The sequence below is a fragment of the Mycobacterium sp. E3305 genome (assembly GCF_001666785.1).
GTDB lineage: Bacteria > Actinomycetota > Actinomycetes > Mycobacteriales > Mycobacteriaceae > Mycobacterium.
In genome coordinates this window covers 1-19,860 of the sequence record NZ_LZJA01000040.1, presented here as the reverse complement: position 1 = coordinate 19,860, position 19,860 = coordinate 1, and the positions used below count along the sequence as shown (strand labels likewise).

General features: G+C 69.1%; 18 protein-coding genes. 9 read left to right on the top strand and 9 right to left on the bottom strand.

The annotated features are described in order from the left end of the window. Nucleotides 1-25 precede the first annotated feature (25 nt). Nucleotides 26-562, top strand: a complete 537-nt coding sequence (locus A5701_RS04510; RefSeq protein WP_067749150.1) for a hypothetical protein — start codon at nt 26-28, stop codon at nt 560-562. After that, nucleotides 559-1,005 carry a ferritin-like domain-containing protein gene (locus A5701_RS04505; RefSeq protein ID WP_067749147.1) on the top strand — a complete coding sequence of 149 codons (447 nt, stop codon included), beginning with the start codon at nt 559-561 and terminating at the stop codon, nt 1,003-1,005. The genes A5701_RS04510 and A5701_RS04505 overlap by 4 nt, the downstream gene beginning before the upstream one ends. Before the next feature lie 21 nt (nt 1,006-1,026). On the opposite strand, the gene A5701_RS04500 is transcribed toward A5701_RS04505, so the two are convergent. The 8 genes from A5701_RS04500 to mqo form a co-directional block, all read right to left on the bottom strand. Beyond that, entirely contained in the window at nt 1,027-2,775 is a 1,749-nt protein-coding gene (locus tag A5701_RS04500) for a proline--tRNA ligase (protein WP_067749144.1), read from the bottom strand. Between the two features lie 137 nt (nt 2,776-2,912). Continuing rightward, on the bottom strand, nt 2,913-4,505 hold the full coding sequence (locus A5701_RS04495; protein WP_067749134.1) for an MFS transporter: 1,593 nt from the start codon (nt 4,503-4,505) through the stop codon (nt 2,913-2,915). A gap of 33 nt (nt 4,506-4,538) precedes the next feature. Then, the gene (gene cobA, locus A5701_RS04490; RefSeq protein WP_067749131.1) at nt 4,539-5,744 is read right to left on the bottom strand and encodes a uroporphyrinogen-III C-methyltransferase; all 1,206 of its coding nucleotides are present in this window, start codon (nt 5,742-5,744) and stop codon (nt 4,539-4,541) included. A gap of 177 nt (nt 5,745-5,921) precedes the next feature. Next, on the bottom strand, nt 5,922-7,313 hold the full coding sequence (locus A5701_RS04485) for a cobyrinate a,c-diamide synthase (RefSeq protein ID WP_067749121.1): 1,392 nt from the start codon (nt 7,311-7,313) through the stop codon (nt 5,922-5,924). Next, complete coding sequence (gene cobO / locus A5701_RS04480; protein WP_067749117.1) at nt 7,310-7,924, bottom strand: cob(I)yrinic acid a,c-diamide adenosyltransferase; 615 nt, start codon at nt 7,922-7,924, stop codon at nt 7,310-7,312. The genes A5701_RS04485 and cobO overlap by 4 nt, the downstream gene beginning before the upstream one ends. 15 nt (nt 7,925-7,939) lie before the next feature. Continuing rightward, nucleotides 7,940-9,775 (bottom strand): magnesium chelatase subunit D family protein, encoded by a 1,836-nt coding sequence (locus A5701_RS04475; protein ID WP_067749114.1) that lies wholly within the window; start codon nt 9,773-9,775, stop codon nt 7,940-7,942. Further along, nucleotides 9,772-10,299, bottom strand: coding sequence for a GNAT family N-acetyltransferase (locus tag A5701_RS04470; RefSeq protein WP_067749111.1), 528 nt, complete (start codon nt 10,297-10,299; stop codon nt 9,772-9,774). The genes A5701_RS04475 and A5701_RS04470 overlap by 4 nt, the downstream gene beginning before the upstream one ends. Continuing rightward, nucleotides 10,296-11,798: a malate dehydrogenase (quinone) gene (gene mqo, locus A5701_RS04465; RefSeq protein ID WP_082950488.1), complete on the bottom strand. Its 1,503-nt coding sequence runs from the start codon at nt 11,796-11,798 to the stop codon at nt 10,296-10,298. Before mqo ends, A5701_RS04470 begins: the two co-directional genes overlap by 4 nt. 110 nt (nt 11,799-11,908) lie before the next feature. Between mqo and A5701_RS04460 the strand changes: the two genes are divergently transcribed. Both A5701_RS04460 and mtr read left to right on the top strand, forming a co-directional pair. Then, complete coding sequence (locus A5701_RS04460; RefSeq protein WP_067749108.1) at nt 11,909-12,919, top strand: alpha/beta hydrolase; 1,011 nt, start codon at nt 11,909-11,911, stop codon at nt 12,917-12,919. Nucleotides 12,920-12,923: 4 nt separating this feature from the next. After that, entirely contained in the window at nt 12,924-14,303 is a 1,380-nt protein-coding gene (gene mtr, locus A5701_RS04455; RefSeq protein WP_067749105.1) for a mycothione reductase, read from the top strand. A 169-nt stretch (nt 14,304-14,472) separates the two neighbouring features. On the opposite strand, the gene A5701_RS04450 is transcribed toward mtr, so the two are convergent. Beyond that, the gene (locus A5701_RS04450; protein WP_067749102.1) at nt 14,473-14,964 is read right to left on the bottom strand and encodes a Fur family transcriptional regulator; all 492 of its coding nucleotides are present in this window, start codon (nt 14,962-14,964) and stop codon (nt 14,473-14,475) included. Nucleotides 14,965-15,117: 153 nt separating this feature from the next. On the opposite strand from A5701_RS04450, the gene A5701_RS04445 reads away from it, so the two are divergent. From A5701_RS04445 to A5701_RS04425, 5 genes are all read left to right on the top strand, one after another. Further along, the gene (locus tag A5701_RS04445) at nt 15,118-16,236 is read left to right on the top strand and encodes a HoxN/HupN/NixA family nickel/cobalt transporter (protein ID WP_067749099.1); all 1,119 of its coding nucleotides are present in this window, start codon (nt 15,118-15,120) and stop codon (nt 16,234-16,236) included. A gap of 72 nt (nt 16,237-16,308) precedes the next feature. After that, the gene (locus A5701_RS04440) at nt 16,309-16,644 is read left to right on the top strand and encodes a hydrogenase maturation nickel metallochaperone HypA (protein ID WP_067749096.1); all 336 of its coding nucleotides are present in this window, start codon (nt 16,309-16,311) and stop codon (nt 16,642-16,644) included. A 28-nt stretch (nt 16,645-16,672) separates the two neighbouring features. Beyond that, nucleotides 16,673-17,443, top strand: a complete 771-nt coding sequence (gene hypB / locus A5701_RS04435; RefSeq protein ID WP_067749093.1) for a hydrogenase nickel incorporation protein HypB — start codon at nt 16,673-16,675, stop codon at nt 17,441-17,443. Nucleotides 17,444-17,671: 228 nt separating this feature from the next. Then, nucleotides 17,672-18,727, top strand: a complete 1,056-nt coding sequence (locus A5701_RS04430) for a hydrogenase expression protein HypE (protein ID WP_067749089.1) — start codon at nt 17,672-17,674, stop codon at nt 18,725-18,727. A 73-nt stretch (nt 18,728-18,800) separates the two neighbouring features. Continuing rightward, nucleotides 18,801-19,860 (top strand): nickel-dependent hydrogenase large subunit (locus A5701_RS04425; RefSeq protein ID WP_197504918.1); only part of this gene is annotated, 1,060 nt, incomplete at its 3' end.

The window sequence follows — 19,860 nt, the reverse complement described above, 5'->3', positions numbered from 1 at the left end:
GCCGCGCCGATGGCAGGATGTGGTTGTGGCTAGCGCAGTTCCCCCCGTCAACCGGCGTGGTGTGCTCGCCGGCGGCGTGGCTCTGGCGGCGCTCGGGGTGGTCACCTCCGCCTGCGGCGAATCCCCGCCGAAGCCCCCGGCCGTCGAAGAGCTGCTGGGGCCGTTGGATCAGGCCCGCAAGGACAGCGCGCTGGCCGGTGCCGCCGCAGCGGCCGTCGGCAATCCACCGCAGATCGCCGCCGCGCTGGCGGTGGTGGCGAATCAACGCGCCGCGCATGCCCGCGCGCTGTCGACGGAGATCTCGCGGGCAGCCGGCAAGATCACCAGCTCGTCGACCAGCGAGACGACGAGCCCCAGCCCGAGCGCGGCCGAGCCGCCGGGACCGCCGCCGCCCCCACCCCCGGTGTCCGACGTGATCAACGCGTTGCGGGCGTCGGCGGACAGCGCCAGCCGCCTGGTGGCGGGGGAATCGGGCTACCGGGCCGGGCTGCTGGCGTCGATCATCGCGTCCTGCACGGCCTCGTACACGGTCGCCCTGGTGCCCGGGGGCCCCTCGATATGAGCTCCGGCAAGGACGCCGACAACGCGGCGCTGTGCGACGCGCTGGCCATCGAACACTCGACGATCTACGGCTACGGCATGGTCTCGGCGCTGTCGCCGCCCAGCGTGAACGGCATGGTGGTGGAGGCCCTGTTGCAGCACCGGCAGCGCCGCGACGACGTGATCGCGATGCTGACCGCCCGCAAGGTCAACGCCCCGGTCGCCGCCCCGGGCTACCAGCTGCCGATGCTGATCGGCAGTGCCGCGGACGCGGCGCGGCTGGCCGCCCGGATGGAGAACGACTGCGCGTCGGCGTGGCGGGTGGTGATCGAGCACGCCGAGACGGCCGACGACCGCGCCTTCTCCTCGACGGCTTTGACGCAGAGCGCCGTGATGGCCGCCCGCTGGAACCGCGTGCTGGGCGCGTGGCCCATCACGACGAGCTTCCCGGGCGGAAACGACTAGCGCCGCAAGGGCTTTCGCGCATTACCCGCTCAGCGCGGCCGTGACGTCGGTGGCCAGAGACGGACCGGTGGCCAGCTCGCGCGTCTGGCCGCCGAAGCGGTCACGCAGCTCGACCACGCCGTTGCCCCAGCCGCGGCCCACCACCAGGATCCAGGGCACGCCCAGCAACTCGGCGTCCTTGAACTTCACCCCCGGCGACGCCTGCCGGTCGTCCAGAAGCACCTCAACACCCAACCGGTCCAGGTCGGCGGCGAGCTCGGTGGCTCCGGCCCGCGCGTCCGCGTCCTTGTTGGCGATCACCAGGTGCACGTCGAACGGCGAGACGGACGGGGGCCAGCGCAGGCCCAGCTCGTCGTGGTGTTGTTCGGCGATCACCGCCACCATCCGCGACACCCCGAAGCCGTAGGACCCCATGGTCAGCCGCACCGGCTTGCCGTCCTCACCGAGCACGTCGGCGGTGAAGGCGTCGGTGTACTTGCGGCCGAGCTGGAAGATGTGCGCGACCTCGATCCCCCGGGCCGACACCAGCGGGCCGGCGCCGTCGGGGGACGGATCACCGTCGCGCACCTCGGCGGCCTCGATGGTGCCGTCGGCTGTGAAATCGCGTCCCGCCACCAGGCCGACGACGTGTCGGCCGGGCTCGTCCGCCCCGGTGATCCAACTGGTGCCGTCCACCACCCGCGGGTCGACCAGGTAGCGAACTCCGTTGTCCCGCAGTGCTTTCGGGCCGATGTAGCCCTTCACCAGGAACGGATACCTGGCGAAGTCGCTGTCGTCGAGCAACGCGTATTCGGCCGGCTCCAGCGCCGCGCTCAGCCTCTTGTCGTCGACCTCGCGATCGCCCGGCAGGCCGATGGCCAGCAGTTCCCACTCCCCGCCCGGCTGCCGCACCTTGAGCAAGACGTTCTTCAGCGTGTCCGCGGCGGTGACGGTGCGGCCGAGGTCGGCGGTGTTGGCCCAGTCCACCAGCGTGGCGATGGTCGGGGTGTCACCGGTGTCGTGGACCACCGCCTCGGGCAGGCCATCGACGGGCTTGGCCTCCGGGCGGGCGGTGACGACGGCCTCGACGTTGGCCGCATACCCGGATTCCAGGCAGCGCACGAAGGTGTCTTCGCCGACGGGGCTTTCGGCCAGGAACTCCTCGGAGGCACTGCCGCCCATCGCTCCCGAGACCGCGGACACGATCACGTAGCGCACCTGGAGCCGATTGAGGATGCGCTGGTAGGCCTCCCGGTGCGCGTGGTAGGCGGCCTTGAGCCCGGCGTCGTCGATGTCGAATGAGTAGGAGTCCTTCATCACGAACTCGCGCACCCGCAGGATCCCCGCCCGCGGGCGCGCCTCGTCGCGGTACTTGTTCTGGATTTGGTAGAGCAGCACCGGAAAGTCTTTGTAGGAGCTGTATTCGCCCTTGACGGTCAGGGTGAACACCTCTTCGTGCGTCGGCCCGAGCAGGTAGTCGTTGCCGCGGCGGTCCTTGAGCCGGAACACGCCGTCGCCGTATTCGGTCCACCGGTTCGTCGTCTCGTACGGCGCGCGCGGCAGCAGGGCGGGGAACAGGATCTCCTGCCCGCCGATCGCGTTCATCTCCTCGCGGACGACCCGCTCGATCCGGCGCAGCACCCGCAGGCCGAGCGGCAGCCAGCTGTACAGCCCGGGCGCGACGGGCCGGATGTAGCCGGCCCGGATCAGTAGCTTGTGGCTGGGCACTTCGGCGTCGGCGGGATCGTCGCGCAACGTGCGCACAAAGAGCTCGGACATCCGGGTGATCACAGCGGGCCAGCCTAACTTGTCAGGGGTGGGCGCCTGGCAGCCGAGGACCCATGCCAGGATCCGCGGATTTGATATCGCCCGCGCTATCGAATCCGGCGCAAGGACATTGGAGTTGGCCGCCAGGGCGGCCTGCCGCCTTACAGCTCGCCGGCGTCGATCGCTTCCTTGACCTCTTGCGCGTGGGCCACCTGCGCCGGCGTGTAGCCGATCAGCAGCGCCGCCCCGCCGACGACGACGGCCACCCCCGCCACCCATAGCAGGCCGTAGGTATAGCCCTGGTCGAGCGCGTGCAGCTGGAGGTCGTTCATGACCTTCACCGGGCCGGTGGTGCCGCCCAGGTACAGCGTGCGGGAGGTGATGACGGCCTGGATGACCGCGAGCACCAGCGGGCCGCCGAGGCTCTGCAGCATCAACGCGATCGCCGACACCGGGCCGATCTGGTCGAAACCGACTCCGGCGATGGCCGACAGCGTCAGCGGGACGACGCAGATGCCGATGCCGATGCCGCCGACGATGATGGGCAGCACCAGGTTGGGGAAGTAGGGCACCCCGCGGTGCATGAAGCCCCAGCCGTAGAGCATCGCCCAGAACAGCAGGATGCCGCCGCCGATGGTCAGCACCCGCGGCGAGAACCGCGACACCAGTTGTGAAGACACTCCCAGGCCGATCCCCATCGCGATGACGAACGGGATGAAGCCGACGCCGGCGCGCAGCGCGCTGTAGCCGAGGATGTCCTGCACGTACAGGCCGATGCACACGGTCAGGCTGAACATCAGGCCGCCGGCGAGGAAGATCGCGGCGAAGGTGACCAGCCGGTTGCGGTCGCGGAACAGGCTGAAGGGGACGACGGGGTTTTCGGCGGTGCGCTCCACGATGATGAATGCCAGCGCCGCGCCCATCGCCACTACGCCCGAGCCGATGGTGGTGATCGACACCCAGCCCTTCTCCGGCCCCATCGAGAAGGCGTAGACGGCCGCGGTGCACGCCAGCGTGGCCAGCATGGCCCCCGTCGCGTCGAGTTTCATCCGCTCGCGGTTGGTCTCGCGCAGCGCGGTGCGGGCCAGGTAGATCATCACCAGCCCGATCGGCACGTTCACCAGGAAAGCCAGCCGCCACGACACCTCGGTCAGCGCCCCGCCGACCACCAGGCCCATCACCGAACCGATGGCGGTCATCGCGGCGAACACCGCGGTCGCGAAGTTACGGGCCGGACCCTTCGGGAACGTGGTCGCCACCAGCGCCAGCCCGGTCGGCGAGGCGATGGCGGACCCCACGCCCTGTGAGAGCCGCGCGATGACCATGGTCGCCTCGTCCCAGGCGACCGCACACAAAACCGAGGAGATGGTGAACAGCGCGACGCCGACGATGAAGGTGCGCTTGCGCCCGATGGTGTCGCCCAGCCGGCCGCCCAGCAGCATCAGCCCACCGAACGTCAGCACGTACGCGGTGATCACCCAGCTGCGGCCCGCGTCGGACAAGCTCAGTTCGTTCTGGATCCTGGGCAGCGCGACGATCGCGACGGTGCTGTCCATGGTCGCCAGCAGCTGCATACCGCCGATGGCGATCACGGCCGCGATGAAGCGGCGGGAAGGCAGCCAGGCCGGGTAATACTTGCTGATGCGCGTGGAGGCGGTCTCCGCCGGGCGCGAGGAGCGCGCCGGGGCCGGACGATCGGGGCGCGCGGACGTGAAGTTCCGCATCGCGCGCTCGGTTTCGTTGAGGGCCGTCATAAAGGGTTACCTTACAGTAATCTTAAGAATCGTTTAAAGCCCGAAAGCGGCCACCGGCCCGATCACGATGATCGCGGGAGGTCGGATGCCCTCGGCGCGGATCTTTTCGGGCGTGTCGGCGAGAGTCGCCCGCAAAGTCTGCTGATCGGCCGTCGTCCCATGCTGGACCACCAGCACCGGGGTATCCGCAGGTCGACCGCCCTTTATCAGCACGTCGGCGAAAAGTTCGATGCGTTCCACGGCCATCAGCAAAACGATGGTCCCCGACATCGCGGCCAACGCATTCCAATTCACTAACGATTCGGGATGATCGGGCGCCAGATGGCCGCTGACCACCACGAATTCGTGATTTGTGGCCCGGTGGGTGACCGGAACGCCGGCGAGGGCCGGCACTCCTATGGCGCTGGTCACACCTGGCACGACGGTGACCGGGATCCCGGCGTCGACGCACGCCAGCACTTCCTCGTAGCCGCGGGCGAAGACGAACGGGTCCCCGCCCTTGAGGCGGACGACGAACTTCCCGGAGCGGGCGCGCTCGATCATGACGTCGTTGATGGCGTCCTGCGCCATCGCCCGCCCGTACGGGATCTTGGCGGCGTCGATGACCTCCACATGGGGCGGCAGCTCGGCCAGCAGCTCCGGCGGCGCCAGCCGATCGGCCACGACGACGTCGGCGTGTGCCAGCAGCCGGCGCCCGCGCACTGTGATCAGTTCGGGGTCACCCGGGCCGCCGCCGACGAGTGCCACCCCGCCGCGCACGACGTCGGAGCTCACCGTGCTGTCCTGGGCGATGAGCCCGGTTTGCAGCGCCTCCCGGATGGCCGACCGGATCGCGGCGGAGCGGCGGTGCTCGCCGCCGGCCAGCACGCCGACCGATAACCCTTCGTAACGGAAGGACGCCGGCGTCACCGCTGTCCCCTCCACGGCGATGTCGGCGCGAACGCAGAACAGGTGGCGGCGTTCGGCCTCGGCGACGACGGCCGCGTTCACGTGCGGGTCGTTGGTGGCGGCGATGGCGTACCAGGCGCCCTCGAGGTCACCGTCGCGGTATTCCCGCAGGGACAACGTGATTCCGGTCATCGCCTCGACCGACCTGGTGGCGCTGCGGGAGATGACGTGGACGTCGGCGCCGCTCGCGATGAGCAGGGGCAGCCGGCGCTGGGCGACCGAGCCGCCGCCGACGACGACGACCTTCTTGCCGGCCAGGCGCAGTCCGGCGAGGTAGGCGTTCTCGGTCACCGGGCAAGCCTAGTGGCGACCGCGAGCGCGGCGGGACGCCGGGCGAAGCGGGTCGCCACCATCAGAACTAGTGGCGACCGCGAGCGCGGCGGGACGCCGGGCGAAGCGGGTCGCCACCATCAGAACCAGTGGCGACCGCGAGCGCGGCGGGACGCCGGGCGAAGCGGGTCGCCACCATCAGAACCAGTGGCTGTTGTCTTTGGGCCCGGCGCGGCGGGCGGCCGCGTGCGCGACGAACCGCGCGACGGCTTGCGGCGCCGCGGCCGGATGGGTGTGCAGGTACGACGCGTGCACGCCGGCGTGCACGACGCCGTCGCGCACGGCGTCCACGTCGTTGCCCCGGTACACCCACGCCGGCTGGTAGCTGTCGCTGAAAGTGACTGCGGTGCGGTGAAATTCGTGCCCAACCGCCCGCTGTCCGGCGGCGTAGAGCGGCGAGTCGGCCACCGCGACGGCGTCGCGATAGGCCAGCGTCAGGTGCGGGGTGAACCGCGCCGACCCCGCCAGCACGCCGCACATCGGATGGCCGTCGAGTTCGCTGGCCAGGTAGATCAGGCCGGCGCATTCGGCGTGGATCGGCGCGCCCGCGGCGGCCAGCTCGTTGATCTGGCGGCGCACCACCTCGTTGGCCGAGAGTTCGGCGGTGAACTGTTCCGGGAAGCCGCCGGGCAGCACCACCGCGTCGGTGCCGTCGGGCAATGGGTCAGCGAGCGGGTCGAATTCGGCCACGTCGGCGCCGGCGGCGGAAAGCAGCTCGGCGTGCTCAGCGTAGGCGAAGGTGAACGCCTTCCCCGCGGCCATCGCCACGGTGGCGCGCTCGCCGGGTGCCTCCCCCACCGCCGTCGCCGGGTCCCACGCCGGGCCCGCGCGGCCGGCGGCGACCGCCGCCACGGCCGCCAGGTCGACGTGGCGCGCGACCAGGTCGGTCATCGCCTCGACCGCAAGCCGCGCACGCCGCCCGTACTCCACCGCGGTGACGAGGCCCAGATACCTTGTGGGCAGCTCCAATTCGGCGGCCCGCGGGATGGCCCCCAACACCGCGACGCCGGTCTGCTCGCAGGCCTGCCGTAGCACGTGTTCGTGCCGGGCCGAACCGACCCGGTTGAGGATCACGCCGCGGACCCGCGTCGCGACATCGAAGGTCGAAAACCCGTGCAGCAATGCCGCGATGCTGTGGCTCTGCCCGCGGGCGTCGACGACCAGGATCACCGGCGCGCCCAACAGGCCGGCCACGTGCGCGGTGGAACCCTCGGCGGGGCCGGTCGAGACCGGGCCGATCCGCCCGTCGAAGAGCCCCATCACCCCCTCGATAACCGCGATGTCCGCGCCGCCCGCGCCGTGTGCGTACAGCGCGCCGACGAGGTTCTCGCCGACGAGCACCGGGTCCAGGTTGCGGCCGGGACGTCCGGCGGCCAGGCCGTGATAGCCGGGGTCGATGAAGTCGGGGCCGACCTTGAACGGCGCCACGACATGACCCGCGCGCCGCAGGGCGCCAATCAAACCCGTTGCGACCGTTGTCTTTCCGCTGCCCGACGCCGGAGCGGCGACGACGACGGCGGGGACACTCACCACTCGACGCCCTTCTGCCCCTTGCGCCCCGCGTCCATCGGGTGCTTGACCTTGGTCATCTCGGTGACGAGGTCGGCGGCCTCGATCAACCGCTCCGGGGCATCGCGACCGGTGATGACGACGTGCTGATGGCCGGGGCGCGCCAGCAGCGTGTCCACCACCTCGTCGACGTCCACCCAGCCCCATTTCAGCGGGTAGGTGAACTCGTCCAGCACGTAGAAGTCGTGGCGCTGCCCGGCGAGGCGGCGCGCGATCTCCGCCCACCCGTCGGCGGCGGCCGCCGCGTGATCGAGCTCGCTGCCCGCCTTGCGGGACCACGACCACCCCGCGCCCATCTTGTGCCATTCGACGGGCCCACCGACGTTGTGCTGCTGGTGCACCTGACCGAGTTGGGCGAACGCGGCCTCCTCGCCCACCTTCCACTTGGCGCTCTTGACGAACTGGAACACGGCCACGGAGAGCCCGGCGTTCCACGCGCGCAACGCCATTCCGAACGCCGCGGTCGACTTGCCCTTGCCCGGGCCGGTGTGCACCGCCAAGACCGGGGTGTTGCGCCGGGCCCTGGTGCTCAGCCCGTCGTCGGGCACCTGGACCGGTCGGCCTTGTGGCATCAGCGGTTACCTTTCTCAGGCCGCGTTTCGCACGGCGCGCGTCAGGGAGTCCGCGTGCAGCTGTTCGAGGCGCACGGCCGGCGCGCCCAGCTGGCGGGCCAGCCGCTCGGCCAAGCCCAGTCGCACATAAGACGTTTCGCAGTCCACGACCACCGCGGCGGCGCCCTCGGCCACCAGGCGGGCGGCCGCCGCCCGGCTGCGGCCCAACGGGTCCGGTCCGGCCGTGGCCCGGCCGTCCGTGAGCACCACCACCAGGGACCGCCGGGCCCGATCACGCGCCTTCTCCCGAACGATCAATTCGCGCGCCGCGAGCAGGCCCTCGGCCAACGGGGTCTTGCCGCCGGTGTCGAATCGGGCCAGCCGCCGGCCGGCGATGTGCGCCGACGAGGTGGGCGGCAGCAGCAGCCGCGCCTCGTTCTGGCGAAACGTGATCACGGCGACCTTGTCGCGGCGCTGGTAGGCATCGCGCAGCAGCGACAACGTCGCCCCGCTGACCGCGGCCATGCGGTCGCGCGCCGCCATCGAACCCGAGGCGTCTACGACGAAGATGACCAGGTTGCCTTCACGCCCCTCGCGGATCGCCCGTCGCACGTCGTCCGGGCCCGGGCGCAACGGCCCGGCGCCGGCCCGCTCGGCGGCCGAGAGCAGGGTGGCGAAGAGGTGTAGGCCGTGCGCGCCGGAGTTCGTGTCGCCGCCGTCGGCGGCCGCGATCACGCTGCCGGTGGCGTTGCGCGCCCGCGACCGGCGCCCGGGCGCGCCGTCGCCAACCCCGGGCACCGTCAACGCCCGGGCGCGAAAGGTTTTCGACGGCGGCGCGCTGGGGCGCGGCGGTTGCGGCTTCTGGGCCGCCGATGAATTTGGTTGCTCCGCAGCGCCTTCCGCGGACTGCCCGCCGCCCGGCGGGTCGGGGTCCGGCTCGGGCTCATCGTCACCGGCTTGCGCCAGCGCCTGATCGAGCTGGTCGCGGTCGATGCCCGGATCGTCGAACGGGTCGCGGCGGCACCGATGCGGCAACGCCAGCTCGGCGGCCACCCGGACATCCTGCTCCTCCACGGCCTTGGCTCCCCGCCACGCGGCGTGTGCGGCGGCGGTGCGGGCCACCACCAGATCGGCGCGCATCCCGTCGACGTCGAACGCGGCGCACACCGCTGCGATGCGCCGTAATTCGTTGTCCGGCAGCACCACCTCGCCGACCAGCGCGCGCGCGTCCGCGATGCGCCGGGCCAGTTCCGCCTCGGCGTCGGCGTATCGCTCGACGAACGCGTCGGGGTCCGCCTCGTAGGCCATGCGCTGCCGGACCACCTCCACGCGGACGTCGACATCGCGCGACGCGTGCACGTCGACGGTGAGACCGAACCGGTCCAGCAACTGCGGACGCAGTTCGCCCTCCTCCGGGTTCATGGTGCCGATGAGCACGAACCGGGCCTCGTGCGAATGGGAGATGCCGTCGCGTTCGATGTGCACCCGGCCCATCGCCGCGGCGTCGAGCAGCACGTCCACCAGATGGTCGTGCAGCAGGTTGACCTCGTCGACGTAGAGCACGCCGCCGTGCGCGCGAGCCAGCAGCCCCGGTGAAAATGCGTGCTCGCCGTCGCGCAGCACCCGCTGGAGGTCCAGCGAGCCGACCACCCGGTCTTCGGTTGCGCCGAGGGGCATTTCGACGAGGCCGGCCCCGTCGCCGTTGGTCGCGGCCGACAGCAGCGCGGCCAGGCCACGCACGGCCGTCGACTTCGCCGTGCCCTTCTCGCCCCGGATCAGCGCACCGCCGATCTCCGGGCGCACGGCGCACAGCAGCAGCGCGAGGCGCAGCTGCTCGTGCCCGACGATCGCGCTGAACGGATACGGCTTCACGCTAGCTCCGTGAGGCCCGAGCCGGGCCCGCCCGACGACGTCGCGGGCGGGATGTCCGCCTGGGGCGGAGCTGGTCGCGAAGGCTTGAGCATCGGCACGTGGGGAATGCCGTCGTCGACGAAATCCTCACCCGCGCGGACGAATCCGTGTTGGGCGTACATGTCGGCCAGGTATGTCTGCGCGTCGATCCGGCACGGGTAGTCGCCCACCTCGGCCAGGGCGGCGCGCAGCAGCCGGGTGGTGTGGCCCTGCCCGCGCGCGCTGCGTTTGGTGCACAACCGGCCGATCCGGAACGACTTCTGGCCGCCGGCATGTTCCTCCATCAACCGCAGCGTGCAGATCACCTCGCCCTCGGGGGTCTCCAGCCAGAAGTGCCGGGTTTCGGCGAGCAGGTCGCGCCCGTCCAGCTCCGGGTACGGGCAGGCCTGCTCCACCACGAACACCTCGACTCGCAGCTTCAGCAGCTCGTAAAGGGTACGGGCGCCAAGGTCTTTGGCCCAGGACCGACGCAACGCTTCACTCATGACCGGACCCCCGAATCGGACCTCAACCGCAGCACCTCGGTGCTCCAGCACCACACCTCGTCGTACAACGCCGGCTCGCGGGAAAGCTCGACGCCCAGCGACGGCACCATCTCCTTGAGCCTCGGCAGCCAGGAGCCGTAGCGGCCGGCGAAGCACCGCGCGAGCACCTCGAGCATGGCGGACACGGCCGTCGACGCCCCAGGCGAACCTCCCAGCAGTCCCGCGATGCTGCCGTCGGCGGCGGCCAGCACGGTGGTGCTGAAGTCCAGCACGCCCCCCTTGCGTCTGTCCCGCCGGATCACTTGTACCCGCTGACCGGCGACCGTCAGCTCCCAGTCGGAATCGACTGCGCTGGCAGCGAATTCGCGCAGGGTGGCGATGCGGTCGGGTTCGGACAGCCGCAGTTGGCCGAGCAGGTAGTTGACCAGCGTCAGCTGGGTGAGGCCGACCCCGAGCATGGACAGAGCGTTGTCCGGTTTCACCGAGCGCGGCAGGTCGGACAGGCGGCCGTGTTTCAAGAACTTCGGTGACCACCCCGCGTACGGCCCGAACACCAACCATGACTTCCCGTTGACGAACCGCAGGTCCAGGTGCAGCGCGCCGAGCGGTGGGGCCCCCGGCGCCGGAACCCCGTACACCTTGGCCCGGTGGGCGGCGGTGAGCGCCGGATTGTCGGTGCGCAGGAACCGGCCGCCGATCGGGAACCCGGCGAAGCCCCTGACCTCCTTGATGCCGGACTTCTGCAGCAACGGCAGCGTGTCGCCACCGGCGCCGACGAAGACGAATTTGGCGTTCAGCCGGTGCTTTTCGCCGGTGCGGCGATTGCGAACCAGCAGCGTCCAGCTGCCGTCCGATTGCCGGGTCAGATCGCGGACCTCGTGGCCGAACAGCGCGCTCGCCCCGTCCTGCACGCAGTAGCCGATGAGCTGGCGGGCCAGCGCGCCGAAGTCGACGTCGGTGCCGTGGGGGGCCCAGTTGAGCGCGGTCGGTTCGGCGAAGCCGCGCTTGGCGGCCATGAACGGCAGCCGGCGGGCGAACTCGTCGGCGTCGTCGATGAATTCGGTGCCCGCGAACAGCGGGTTGGCAGCCAACGCCCGTTGCCGACGGCGTAAGAACTCGACGCGCTGCGCCCCGCGCACGAAACTCACGTGAGGGATCGGGTTGCAGAAGCCGGTATCGGTCAGGATCCCGTTTTCTACGGCGTAGGCCCAGAATTGCCGGGTCACCTGGAACTGCTCGTTGATCCGCACCGCTTTGGTGATGTCGATCGAGCCATCGGGATTTTGCGGCGTGTAGTTGAGCTCGCACAGCGCCGAGTGCCCCGTGCCGGCGTTGTTCCAGGGACTGCTGCTCTCCGCGGCGACGGCGTCCAGCCGTTCGACAATGGTCATCGACCAGTCCGGCTGCAGCCGGCGCAGCAACGCACCGAGCGTCGCGCTCATGATGCCCGCGCCCACCAGCACGACGTCAGTCCGTGCGGTTCGGGCTAGCGACGACAACTGCTCCTGGTCCTTCCCTCGACTGCGCCGGTCCCCAGGCTATCCCGAGGACAACCGGGCGCGAACGGCGTGCGGCTCCCGGCGACCAGCAAAACCTCTAAGCTGGCCTCGTGACTGGCTGGGTGCCCGACGTCCTGCCCGGTTATTGGCAGCGCACCATCCCCCTCGGGCCCGACCCGGTCGGCGAGGGCGAGATCGTCGCGACGCTGATCCGGCGCGGCGAGCCCACCGGCCCCTCGGGGACCGGCCACGCGGTGCTCGCCGTGCACGGCTACACCGACTACTTCTTCAACACCGCGCTGGCCGATCACTTCGCCGATCGCGGCTTCGCCTTCTACGCGCTGGACCTCCAGAAGTGCGGCCGTTCACGCCGCGACGGTCAGACGCCCCACTTCATCACCAACCTCGACGACTACGACGCCGAGCTGGAACACGCGCTGGCGGCCATTCGCGACCAAGACCGGCCCGCCAAGGTCCTGGTGTACGGCCATTCCTCCGGCGGGCTCATCGTGTCGTTGTGGCTGGACCGGCTTCGCCGGCGCGATGCGGCGGCGCACGCCGGCATCGGGGGTTTGGTGCTCAACAGCCCGTTCCTGGACCTGCACGGCCCGGCGGTCCTGCGCCACTCCGTGACCTCGACGCTGATCGCGGGCCTGTCCCGGGTTCGGTCCAAGGGGGTGGTCCGGACGCCGACCGAGGGCGGCTACGGCACCACGCTGCACCGCGACTACCACGGCGAGTTCGACTACAACCTGCAGTGGAAACCGGTGGGCGGCTTCCCCATCACCCTCGGCTGGCTGCACGCCATTCGCCGCGGCCACGCCCGGCTGCACCGCGGACTGGACGTCGGGGTGCCCAACCTGATCCTGCGTTCGGATCACACTGTGCGAGAAACCAGCGACGCGGCGTCCATGCAACGCGGCGATGCGGTTCTCGACGTCACCCAGATCGCCCGACGGGCCGGCTGCATCGGGAACCACAGCACCATCGTTCCGATCGACGACGCCAAACACGACGTTTTCCTGTCGCTGCCGCAGCCGCGGCAGGCGGCCTATCGCCAGCTCGACCGCTGGCTGGACCACTACCTCAACGCCGACCGCACGTCTTCGAAGAAGGGGTGACGGGGTGGAGACCTACGACATCGCGATCATCGGAAGCGGCTCGGGCAACAGCCTTCTCGACGATCGCTTCAACGGTAAACGAGTTGCGCTCTGCGAGCACGGCACGTTCGGCGGCACCTGCCTCAACGTCGGCTGCATCCCGACCAAGATGTTCGTCTACGCCGCCGAGGTCGCCACGACGATCCGGGACGCCGCGCGCTACGGGGTCGACGCGCACGTCGACCGGGTGCGCTGGGACGACATCGTCTCGCGCATCTTCGGGCGCATCGATCCGATCTCGATGAGCGGGGAAGACTATCGCCGCGCGTCGCCCAACGTCGACTTGTACAGCCGGCACGCCCGATTCGGGCCGGTCCAGCCCGACGGACGCTACCTGTTGCGCACCGACGCCGGTGAGGAGTTCACCGCCGACCAGGTGGTGATCGCGGCGGGGTCGCGGCCGGTCATCCCGCCGGCGATCCTCGACTGCGGCGTCGCCTACCACACCAGCGACACGATCATGCGGATCCCGGAGTTGCCCGAACACCTGGTGATCGTCGGGAGTGGCTTCGTGGCAGCGGAATTCGCGCATGTCTTCTCCGCCCTCGGCGTGCGCGTGACGTTGGTCATCCGCGGCAGCTCGATGCTGCGACACTGTGACGACACCCTCTGCAAACGCTTCACCCGCATCGCGGCGGCCAAATGGGAACTTCGCACCCACCGCAACGTCGTGGGCGGCACCAGCCACGATTCCGGCGTCGCCCTGCAACTGGACGACGGATCGACCCTTAACGCGGACCTGCTCCTGGTCGCGACCGGGCGCGTGCCCAACGCCGACCTGCTGGATGCCGAACAGGCCGGCGTCGACGTCGAGAATGGCCGGGTGGTGGTCGACGAATACCAACGCACCTCCGCCCGTGGGGTTTTCGCTCTCGGCGATGTCTCCTCGCCGTACCAGCTCAAGCACGTCGCCAACCACGAGGCCCGTGTCGTGGGGCACAACATCCTCCGCGACTGGGACGACACCGATGCGATGGTCACCACGGATCACCGCTACGTGCCATCGGCGGTATTCACCGATCCCCAGCTGGCGGCCGTCGGCCTGACCGAAAATCAGGCAATGGCAAAGGGATTCGACGTATCCGTCGCTATACACGACTACGGTGACGTCGCCTACGGTTGGGCCATGGAGGACACCACCGGGATTGTCAAGCTAATCGCCGAGCGAAGAACCGGGCGGCTGCTGGGCGCGCACATCATGGGTCCCCAGGCGTCATCGATCATCCAGCCGCTGATCCAGGCGATGAGCTTCGGGCTGACCGCCCCGCAGATGGCCCGTGGGCAGTACTGGATTCATCCCGGGCTGCCGGAAGTGGTCGAGAACGCTCTGCTGGATCTGTACTAGTGGCGATCGCCAGCGCGGCGCAGCCGGGCGCAGCGGGTCGCCACCATCGGGCTCGTGGCGATCGCCAGCGCGGCGCAGCCGGGCGCAGCGGGTCGCCACCATTCGGCCTAGTGGCGATCGCCAGCGCGGCTCAGCCGGGCGCAGCGGGTCGCCACCATCGGGCTCGTGGTCAGCGCCCCGAACGTTTGAGTGGCCCCTTGCCGTCCTGGCACTCGGGGCACAGCCCGTGCAGCGTCAGCCCCGCCGCCTCCGAGAGCGCAAAGGAGCTGCCCGCCATCGCGTGCTCGAGGGCCGAGCTGAGCTGCCGGGCGGGCACCTCGATGATCGAGCCGCACGACGTACACACGGCGTGGTGGTGTGGCGCGGTGGCCATCCCGTAGGTGGTGACACCGCCGTCGAGGGTCAGCGCGTGCAGCATCCCCTGCCCGACCAGGGTGGTCACCGTGCGATAGATGGTCGCCACGTCGGGGGCATGGGCGCCGTGCGGCAGCGCGGCGCGCACCCGCTCGTGGATTTCCGCGACCGGCAGGTGCCCGTCGACGGGCTCGAGCACCGCCAGCACCTGAATGCGCGAGGACATCCGCCGCAGCCCCCGGGCGCGCAGCAGATCACCGATCCGCGCGGCGACGGAAGGGTCCAGAGCCGACGGCTTCGGCGTCACCCGCCCAGTGTCGCGCCGCCCGGCGGGGCGCGCCAGTTTTCGGCCGAATTCACCTCCCGCACCGGGCGCCGGGTTTCCTGCGAGCGACTTGCATCTAGTCGGCGAACGCACATACAGTCGACCCGGTTGTTCCCTCATGCCGGAAGGACCACAGTGGCCGGTACTGAGCCCGACTGGTGGCCGTCATGGACGACCAAGCTTCGCACCGCCTTGACGGCGGCGGAGTGGTGGCGTCTCGCCTCGATGCTGGCGGTCATCGTCGCGCTCCATCTGATCGGCTGGCTCACCTTGGTGGCCCTGGTGGCCCCGGCGCAACTGAGCCTCGGCGGCAAGGCATTTGGTGTGGGCATCGGGCTGACGGCGTACACCCTGGGTATGCGGCACGCGTTCGACGCCGACCACATCGCCGCCATCGACAACACCACCCGCAAGCTGATGAACGACGGACAGCGACCGCTCGCGGTCGGGTTCTTCTTCTCGCTCGGACATTCCACGGTGGTCTTCGCGCTGGCGGTCCTACTGGCCTCCGGAGTCAAGACGATCGTCGGGCCGGTCCGGGACGACTCGTCGGCGCTGCACCACTACACGGGGCTGATCGGCACCGGCGTCTCCGGTGTGTTCCTCTATGCGATCGCCCTCCTCAACGTCGTCGTGCTGGTGGGCATCCTGCGGGTGTTCGCCCGGCTGCGCCGTGGCGACTACGACCACGAAACCGACGGCGCCGAACTGGAACGGCAGCTGGACAGCCGCGGCCTGATGAACCGGTTTCTCAGCCGCTTCACCAGATCGATCACCAAGTCGTGGCACTCCTACCCCGTCGGGGTGCTGTTCGGACTCGGCTTCGACACGGCGACCGAGATCGCGCTGCTGGTCCTCGCCGGCACCAGTGCCGCCGCCGGGCTGCCCTGGTACGCCATCCTGTGTCTGCCGGTGCTCTTCACCGCCGGGATGTGCCTGCTGGACACCATCGACGGCTCGTTCATGAACTTCGCCTATGGCTGGGCCTTTTCCAACCCGGTCCGCAAGATCTACTACAACATCACCATCACCGCTCTGTCGGTCGTGGTCGCGCTGCTGATCGGCAGCGTCGAACTCCTCGCGCTGTTCGCCGAGCAATTCGGCTGGCGCGGCCCGTTCTGGAACTGGATCGGCGGGTTGGACCTCAACACCGTCGGCTATTTCGTCGTGGGCGCGTTCGTCATCACCTGGGCGGCCGCCGTGCTGTTCTGGCGCTACGGCCGGCTGGAACAGAAGTGGACGCCCTCCCCCTGACACTGCTGCGCACGCGGGGCGTTCGGTGTAGAACAGTGCTCATGAGACCGCGGCGGACGCCGGTGATCGGCGGTGCATGAGCTGTCGCTCTGTGAAGCGATCGCCGATGTGGCCAAGACCCATGCCGACGGCCGGCACGTCGACGTGGTGCGGGTGCGGATCGGCGCTCTGCGCCAGGTGGTGCCCGAATCGCTCTCGTTCTGCTGGACGCTGGTGCGCGACGCCGAGAACATGCCGGAGGCCGAGCTGGAACTCGAGTGCGTCGGCGCCGAGGTGAGCTGCCGCGCCTGCGGCCGGCGATCGGAGATCACATCCGCCTGGTCGATCTGGTGCCCGCGGTGCGACAGTTCCGACGTCGAGGTGCTGCACGGCAACGAGTTCTTGGTTACGTCGCTGGACGTCTCATGAAAAGCGCCTTTTCCGAACGGATTTGACCATGGGCAGATTTCATCGGCATGACGACGGAACGGTGCACTCCCACGAGCACGACGATCCGGATCACCGGCACGGCGACCACGGCCAGTACCGGACCGGCAAGCAGCGGGTCGACGTGCTGGAGGCGATCTTCGCCGAGAACGACCTCCTCGCCGACGCCAACCGGGCGGCGTTCGAAGACAACGGGGTGCGCACGCTGAACCTGATGAGTTCGCCGGGATCGGGCAAGACGACCATCCTGCAGGCCACGCTCGACGAGCTCGCCGGCGAGCTTGCCATCGGGGTGATCGAAGGCGACATCGCCACCGATCTCGACGCGGCCAAGCTCCGGGGGCGTGGCGCCCAGATCTCACTGCTCAACACCAGCAACGGTTTTGGCGGTGAATGCCATCTCGACGCGCCGATGGTGAATCGCGCCCTGCCCGGTCTCGACCTTCCCGCGCTGGACCTGGTGATCATCGAGAACGTCGGCAACCTGGTCTGCCCGGCGGAGTTCGACGTCGGCGAGCACGCCAAGGCCATGGTGTACTCGGTGACCGAGGGCGAGGACAAGCCGCTGAAGTATCCGGTGATGTTCCGTTCCGTGGATGTGGTGCTGCTCAACAAGATTGACTTGGTTCCCTACCTCGACGTGGACGTCGACGAATACATCGCCCACGTGCGCAAGGTCAATGCGACCGCGGCAATCCTGCCGCTGAGTGCGCGCACCGGAGCCGGGATGGCCGCATGGTTTGGCTGGCTGCGGCGATTCGCCGCCGGGCCGGCGGCCTGACCGCCCATTTTGCAAGCGATTCGCATGATTTTCCGGCCACCGGCCCGGTCGCCACCCCCCGCGCCGCAGACCGAAAAATTATGCAACGGTTGTCTAACTAGTTGGTGCCGCAGAACCGTTGACACGCTCGGCGGCGAGGAGTAGACCCAAAAATTAGCGCTGCGCAAGTGGGCCGACGGTCGACTCCGGCGGCGCAGGGGTCTCAGCCCGGCCCCGGAAAGCTGCAGCATGCCAACAGAAGCAGCAGTCAAAGCAGAAGAAACGTTGATCCACGTTCTCTGGATTAATGCGGGGCTCAGTTGTGACGGCGATTCGGTGGCGTTGACTGCCGCCACCCAACCCTCGGTCGAGGAGATCGCCCTGGGGGCTCTACCGGGGCTTCCGAAGGTCGCTGTGCACTGGCCCCTAATCGATTTCGAGTGCGGCCCCAATGGCGGGGCAGACGACTTCCTGTCGTGGTTCTTCAAGGCCGATCGCGGCGAGCTGGAACCCTTCGTGCTCGTCGTCGAAGGATCCATCCCCAACGAGAAGCTCAAGGACGAGGGCTACTGGTGCGGGTTCGGCAACGACCCCGCGACCGGCCAGCCGATGACCACCAGCGAATGGCTCGACCGGCTGGCGCCCAAGGCCACCGCGATCGTCGCGGTCGGCACGTGCGCCACCTACGGCGGCATCCACGCCATGGCCGGCAATCCGACGGGGGCGATGGGCGTACCCGACTATCTCGGGTGGGAGTGGAAGAGCAAGGCCGGCATCCCGATCGTGTGCGTGCCGGGCTGCCCGATCCATCCCGACAACCTGTCCGAGACGCTGACCTACCTGCTCTACATGGCGACCGGTCAGGCGCCGATGATTCCGCTCGACGATGCGCTGCGGCCCAAGTGGCTGTTCGGCAACACCGTCCATGAGGGTTGTGACCGGGCTGGGTACTACGAGCAGGGCGACTTCGCCACCGAATACGGATCGCCGAAATGCATTGTGAAACTGGGCTGTTGGGGCCCGGTCGTCAAGTGCAACGTGCCCAAGCGCGGATGGATCAACGGTGTCGGCGGCTGCCCCAACGTGGGTGGCATCTGCATCGGATGCACCATGCCGGGGTTCCCCGACAAGTTCATGCCCTTCATGGACGAACCGCCGGGCGGCAAGTTATCGAGCACCGCGTCGGGACTGTACGGCACCGTGATTCGCAACCTGAGGGGTATCACGGGACGCACCGTCGACAAGGAGCCGCGCTGGCGCCACAACGGCGATCAACTAACCACCGGGGCGCGCCGCACCTGGTAGGCCACCTCGGCTACCGGGTCGGCGCGCTTCGTTCTCATCACTGGAGCCCCTGGGGGCGGAGAGCGGTACTGCAATGGCAACCATCACCCCTGAACCCATGCACGCCAAGCGGGAACCCGGCCAACTCGTCGACATGGCCTGGGACCCCATCACCAGAATCGTCGGCAGCCTGGGTATCTACACCAAGATCGACTTCGAGAACCGAGAGGTCGTCGAGTGCCACAGCACCTCGTCGATTTTCCGCGGCTACTCGATCTTCATGAAGGGCAAGGATCCTCGCGACGCGCACTTCATCACCAGCCGCATCTGCGGGATCTGCGGCGACAACCACGCCACCTGCTCGTGCTACGCGCAGAACATGGCCTACGGCGTCAAGCCGCCGCACCTGGGCGAGTGGATCGTCAACCTGGGCGAGGCCGCGGAATACATGTTCGACCACAACATCTTCCAGGAGAACCTGGTCGGCGTGGACTTCTGCGAAAAGATGGTCTCCGAGACCAACCCGAGCGTTCTCGCCCTGGCGGAGAAGACGCCTGCCCCGCAGGCCGGCGCGCACGGGTACCGGACGATCGCCGACATCATGCGCTCGCTCAACCCGTTCACCGGCGAGTTCTACCGAGAAGCGCTTCAGGTCAGCCGCTGGACGCGAGAGATGTTCTGCCTCATGGAGGGCCGCCACGTGCACCCGTCGACGCTGTACCCCGGCGGGGTCGGCACCGTCGCGACCATCCAGCTGATGACCGACTACATGACCCGGCTGATGCGCTACGTGGAGTTCATGAAGAAGGTCGTGCCCATGCACGACGACCTGTTCGACTTCTTCTACACCGCGCTGCCCGGTTACGAGAAGGTCGGACTGCGCCGCACGCTGCTCGGCTGCTGGGGCTCTTTCCAGGACCCCGAGGTGTGCAACTTCGCGTACAAGGACATGGAGCGCTGGGGCAACGCGATGTTCGTGACCCCGGGCGTGGTGGTCGACGGCAAGCTGGTCACCCACTCGCTGGTCGACATCAACCTTGGCATCCGGATCCTGTTGGGCAGTTCGTATTACGACGACTGGACCGACCAGGAGATGTTCGTCAAGACCGATCCGCTGGGCAACGCCGTGGACCGGCGGCACCCGTGGAACCAGC

Coding starts and splice junctions, on each gene's coding strand:
- hypB (WP_067749093.1), top strand. CDS start 16,673: ATGGGCAGATTTCATCGGCATGACGACGGAACGGTGCACTCCCACGAG.
- A5701_RS04505 (WP_067749147.1), top strand. CDS start 559: ATGAGCTCCGGCAAGGACGCCGACAACGCGGCGCTGTGCGACGCGCTG.
- cobO (WP_067749117.1), bottom strand. CDS start 7,924: ATGCCACAAGGCCGACCGGTCCAGGTGCCCGACGACGGGCTGAGCACC.
- A5701_RS04495 (WP_067749134.1), bottom strand. CDS start 4,505: ATGACGGCCCTCAACGAAACCGAGCGCGCGATGCGGAACTTCACGTCC.
- A5701_RS04430 (WP_067749089.1), top strand. CDS start 17,672: ATGCCAACAGAAGCAGCAGTCAAAGCAGAAGAAACGTTGATCCACGTT.
- A5701_RS04470 (WP_067749111.1), bottom strand. CDS start 10,299: ATGAGTGAAGCGTTGCGTCGGTCCTGGGCCAAAGACCTTGGCGCCCGT.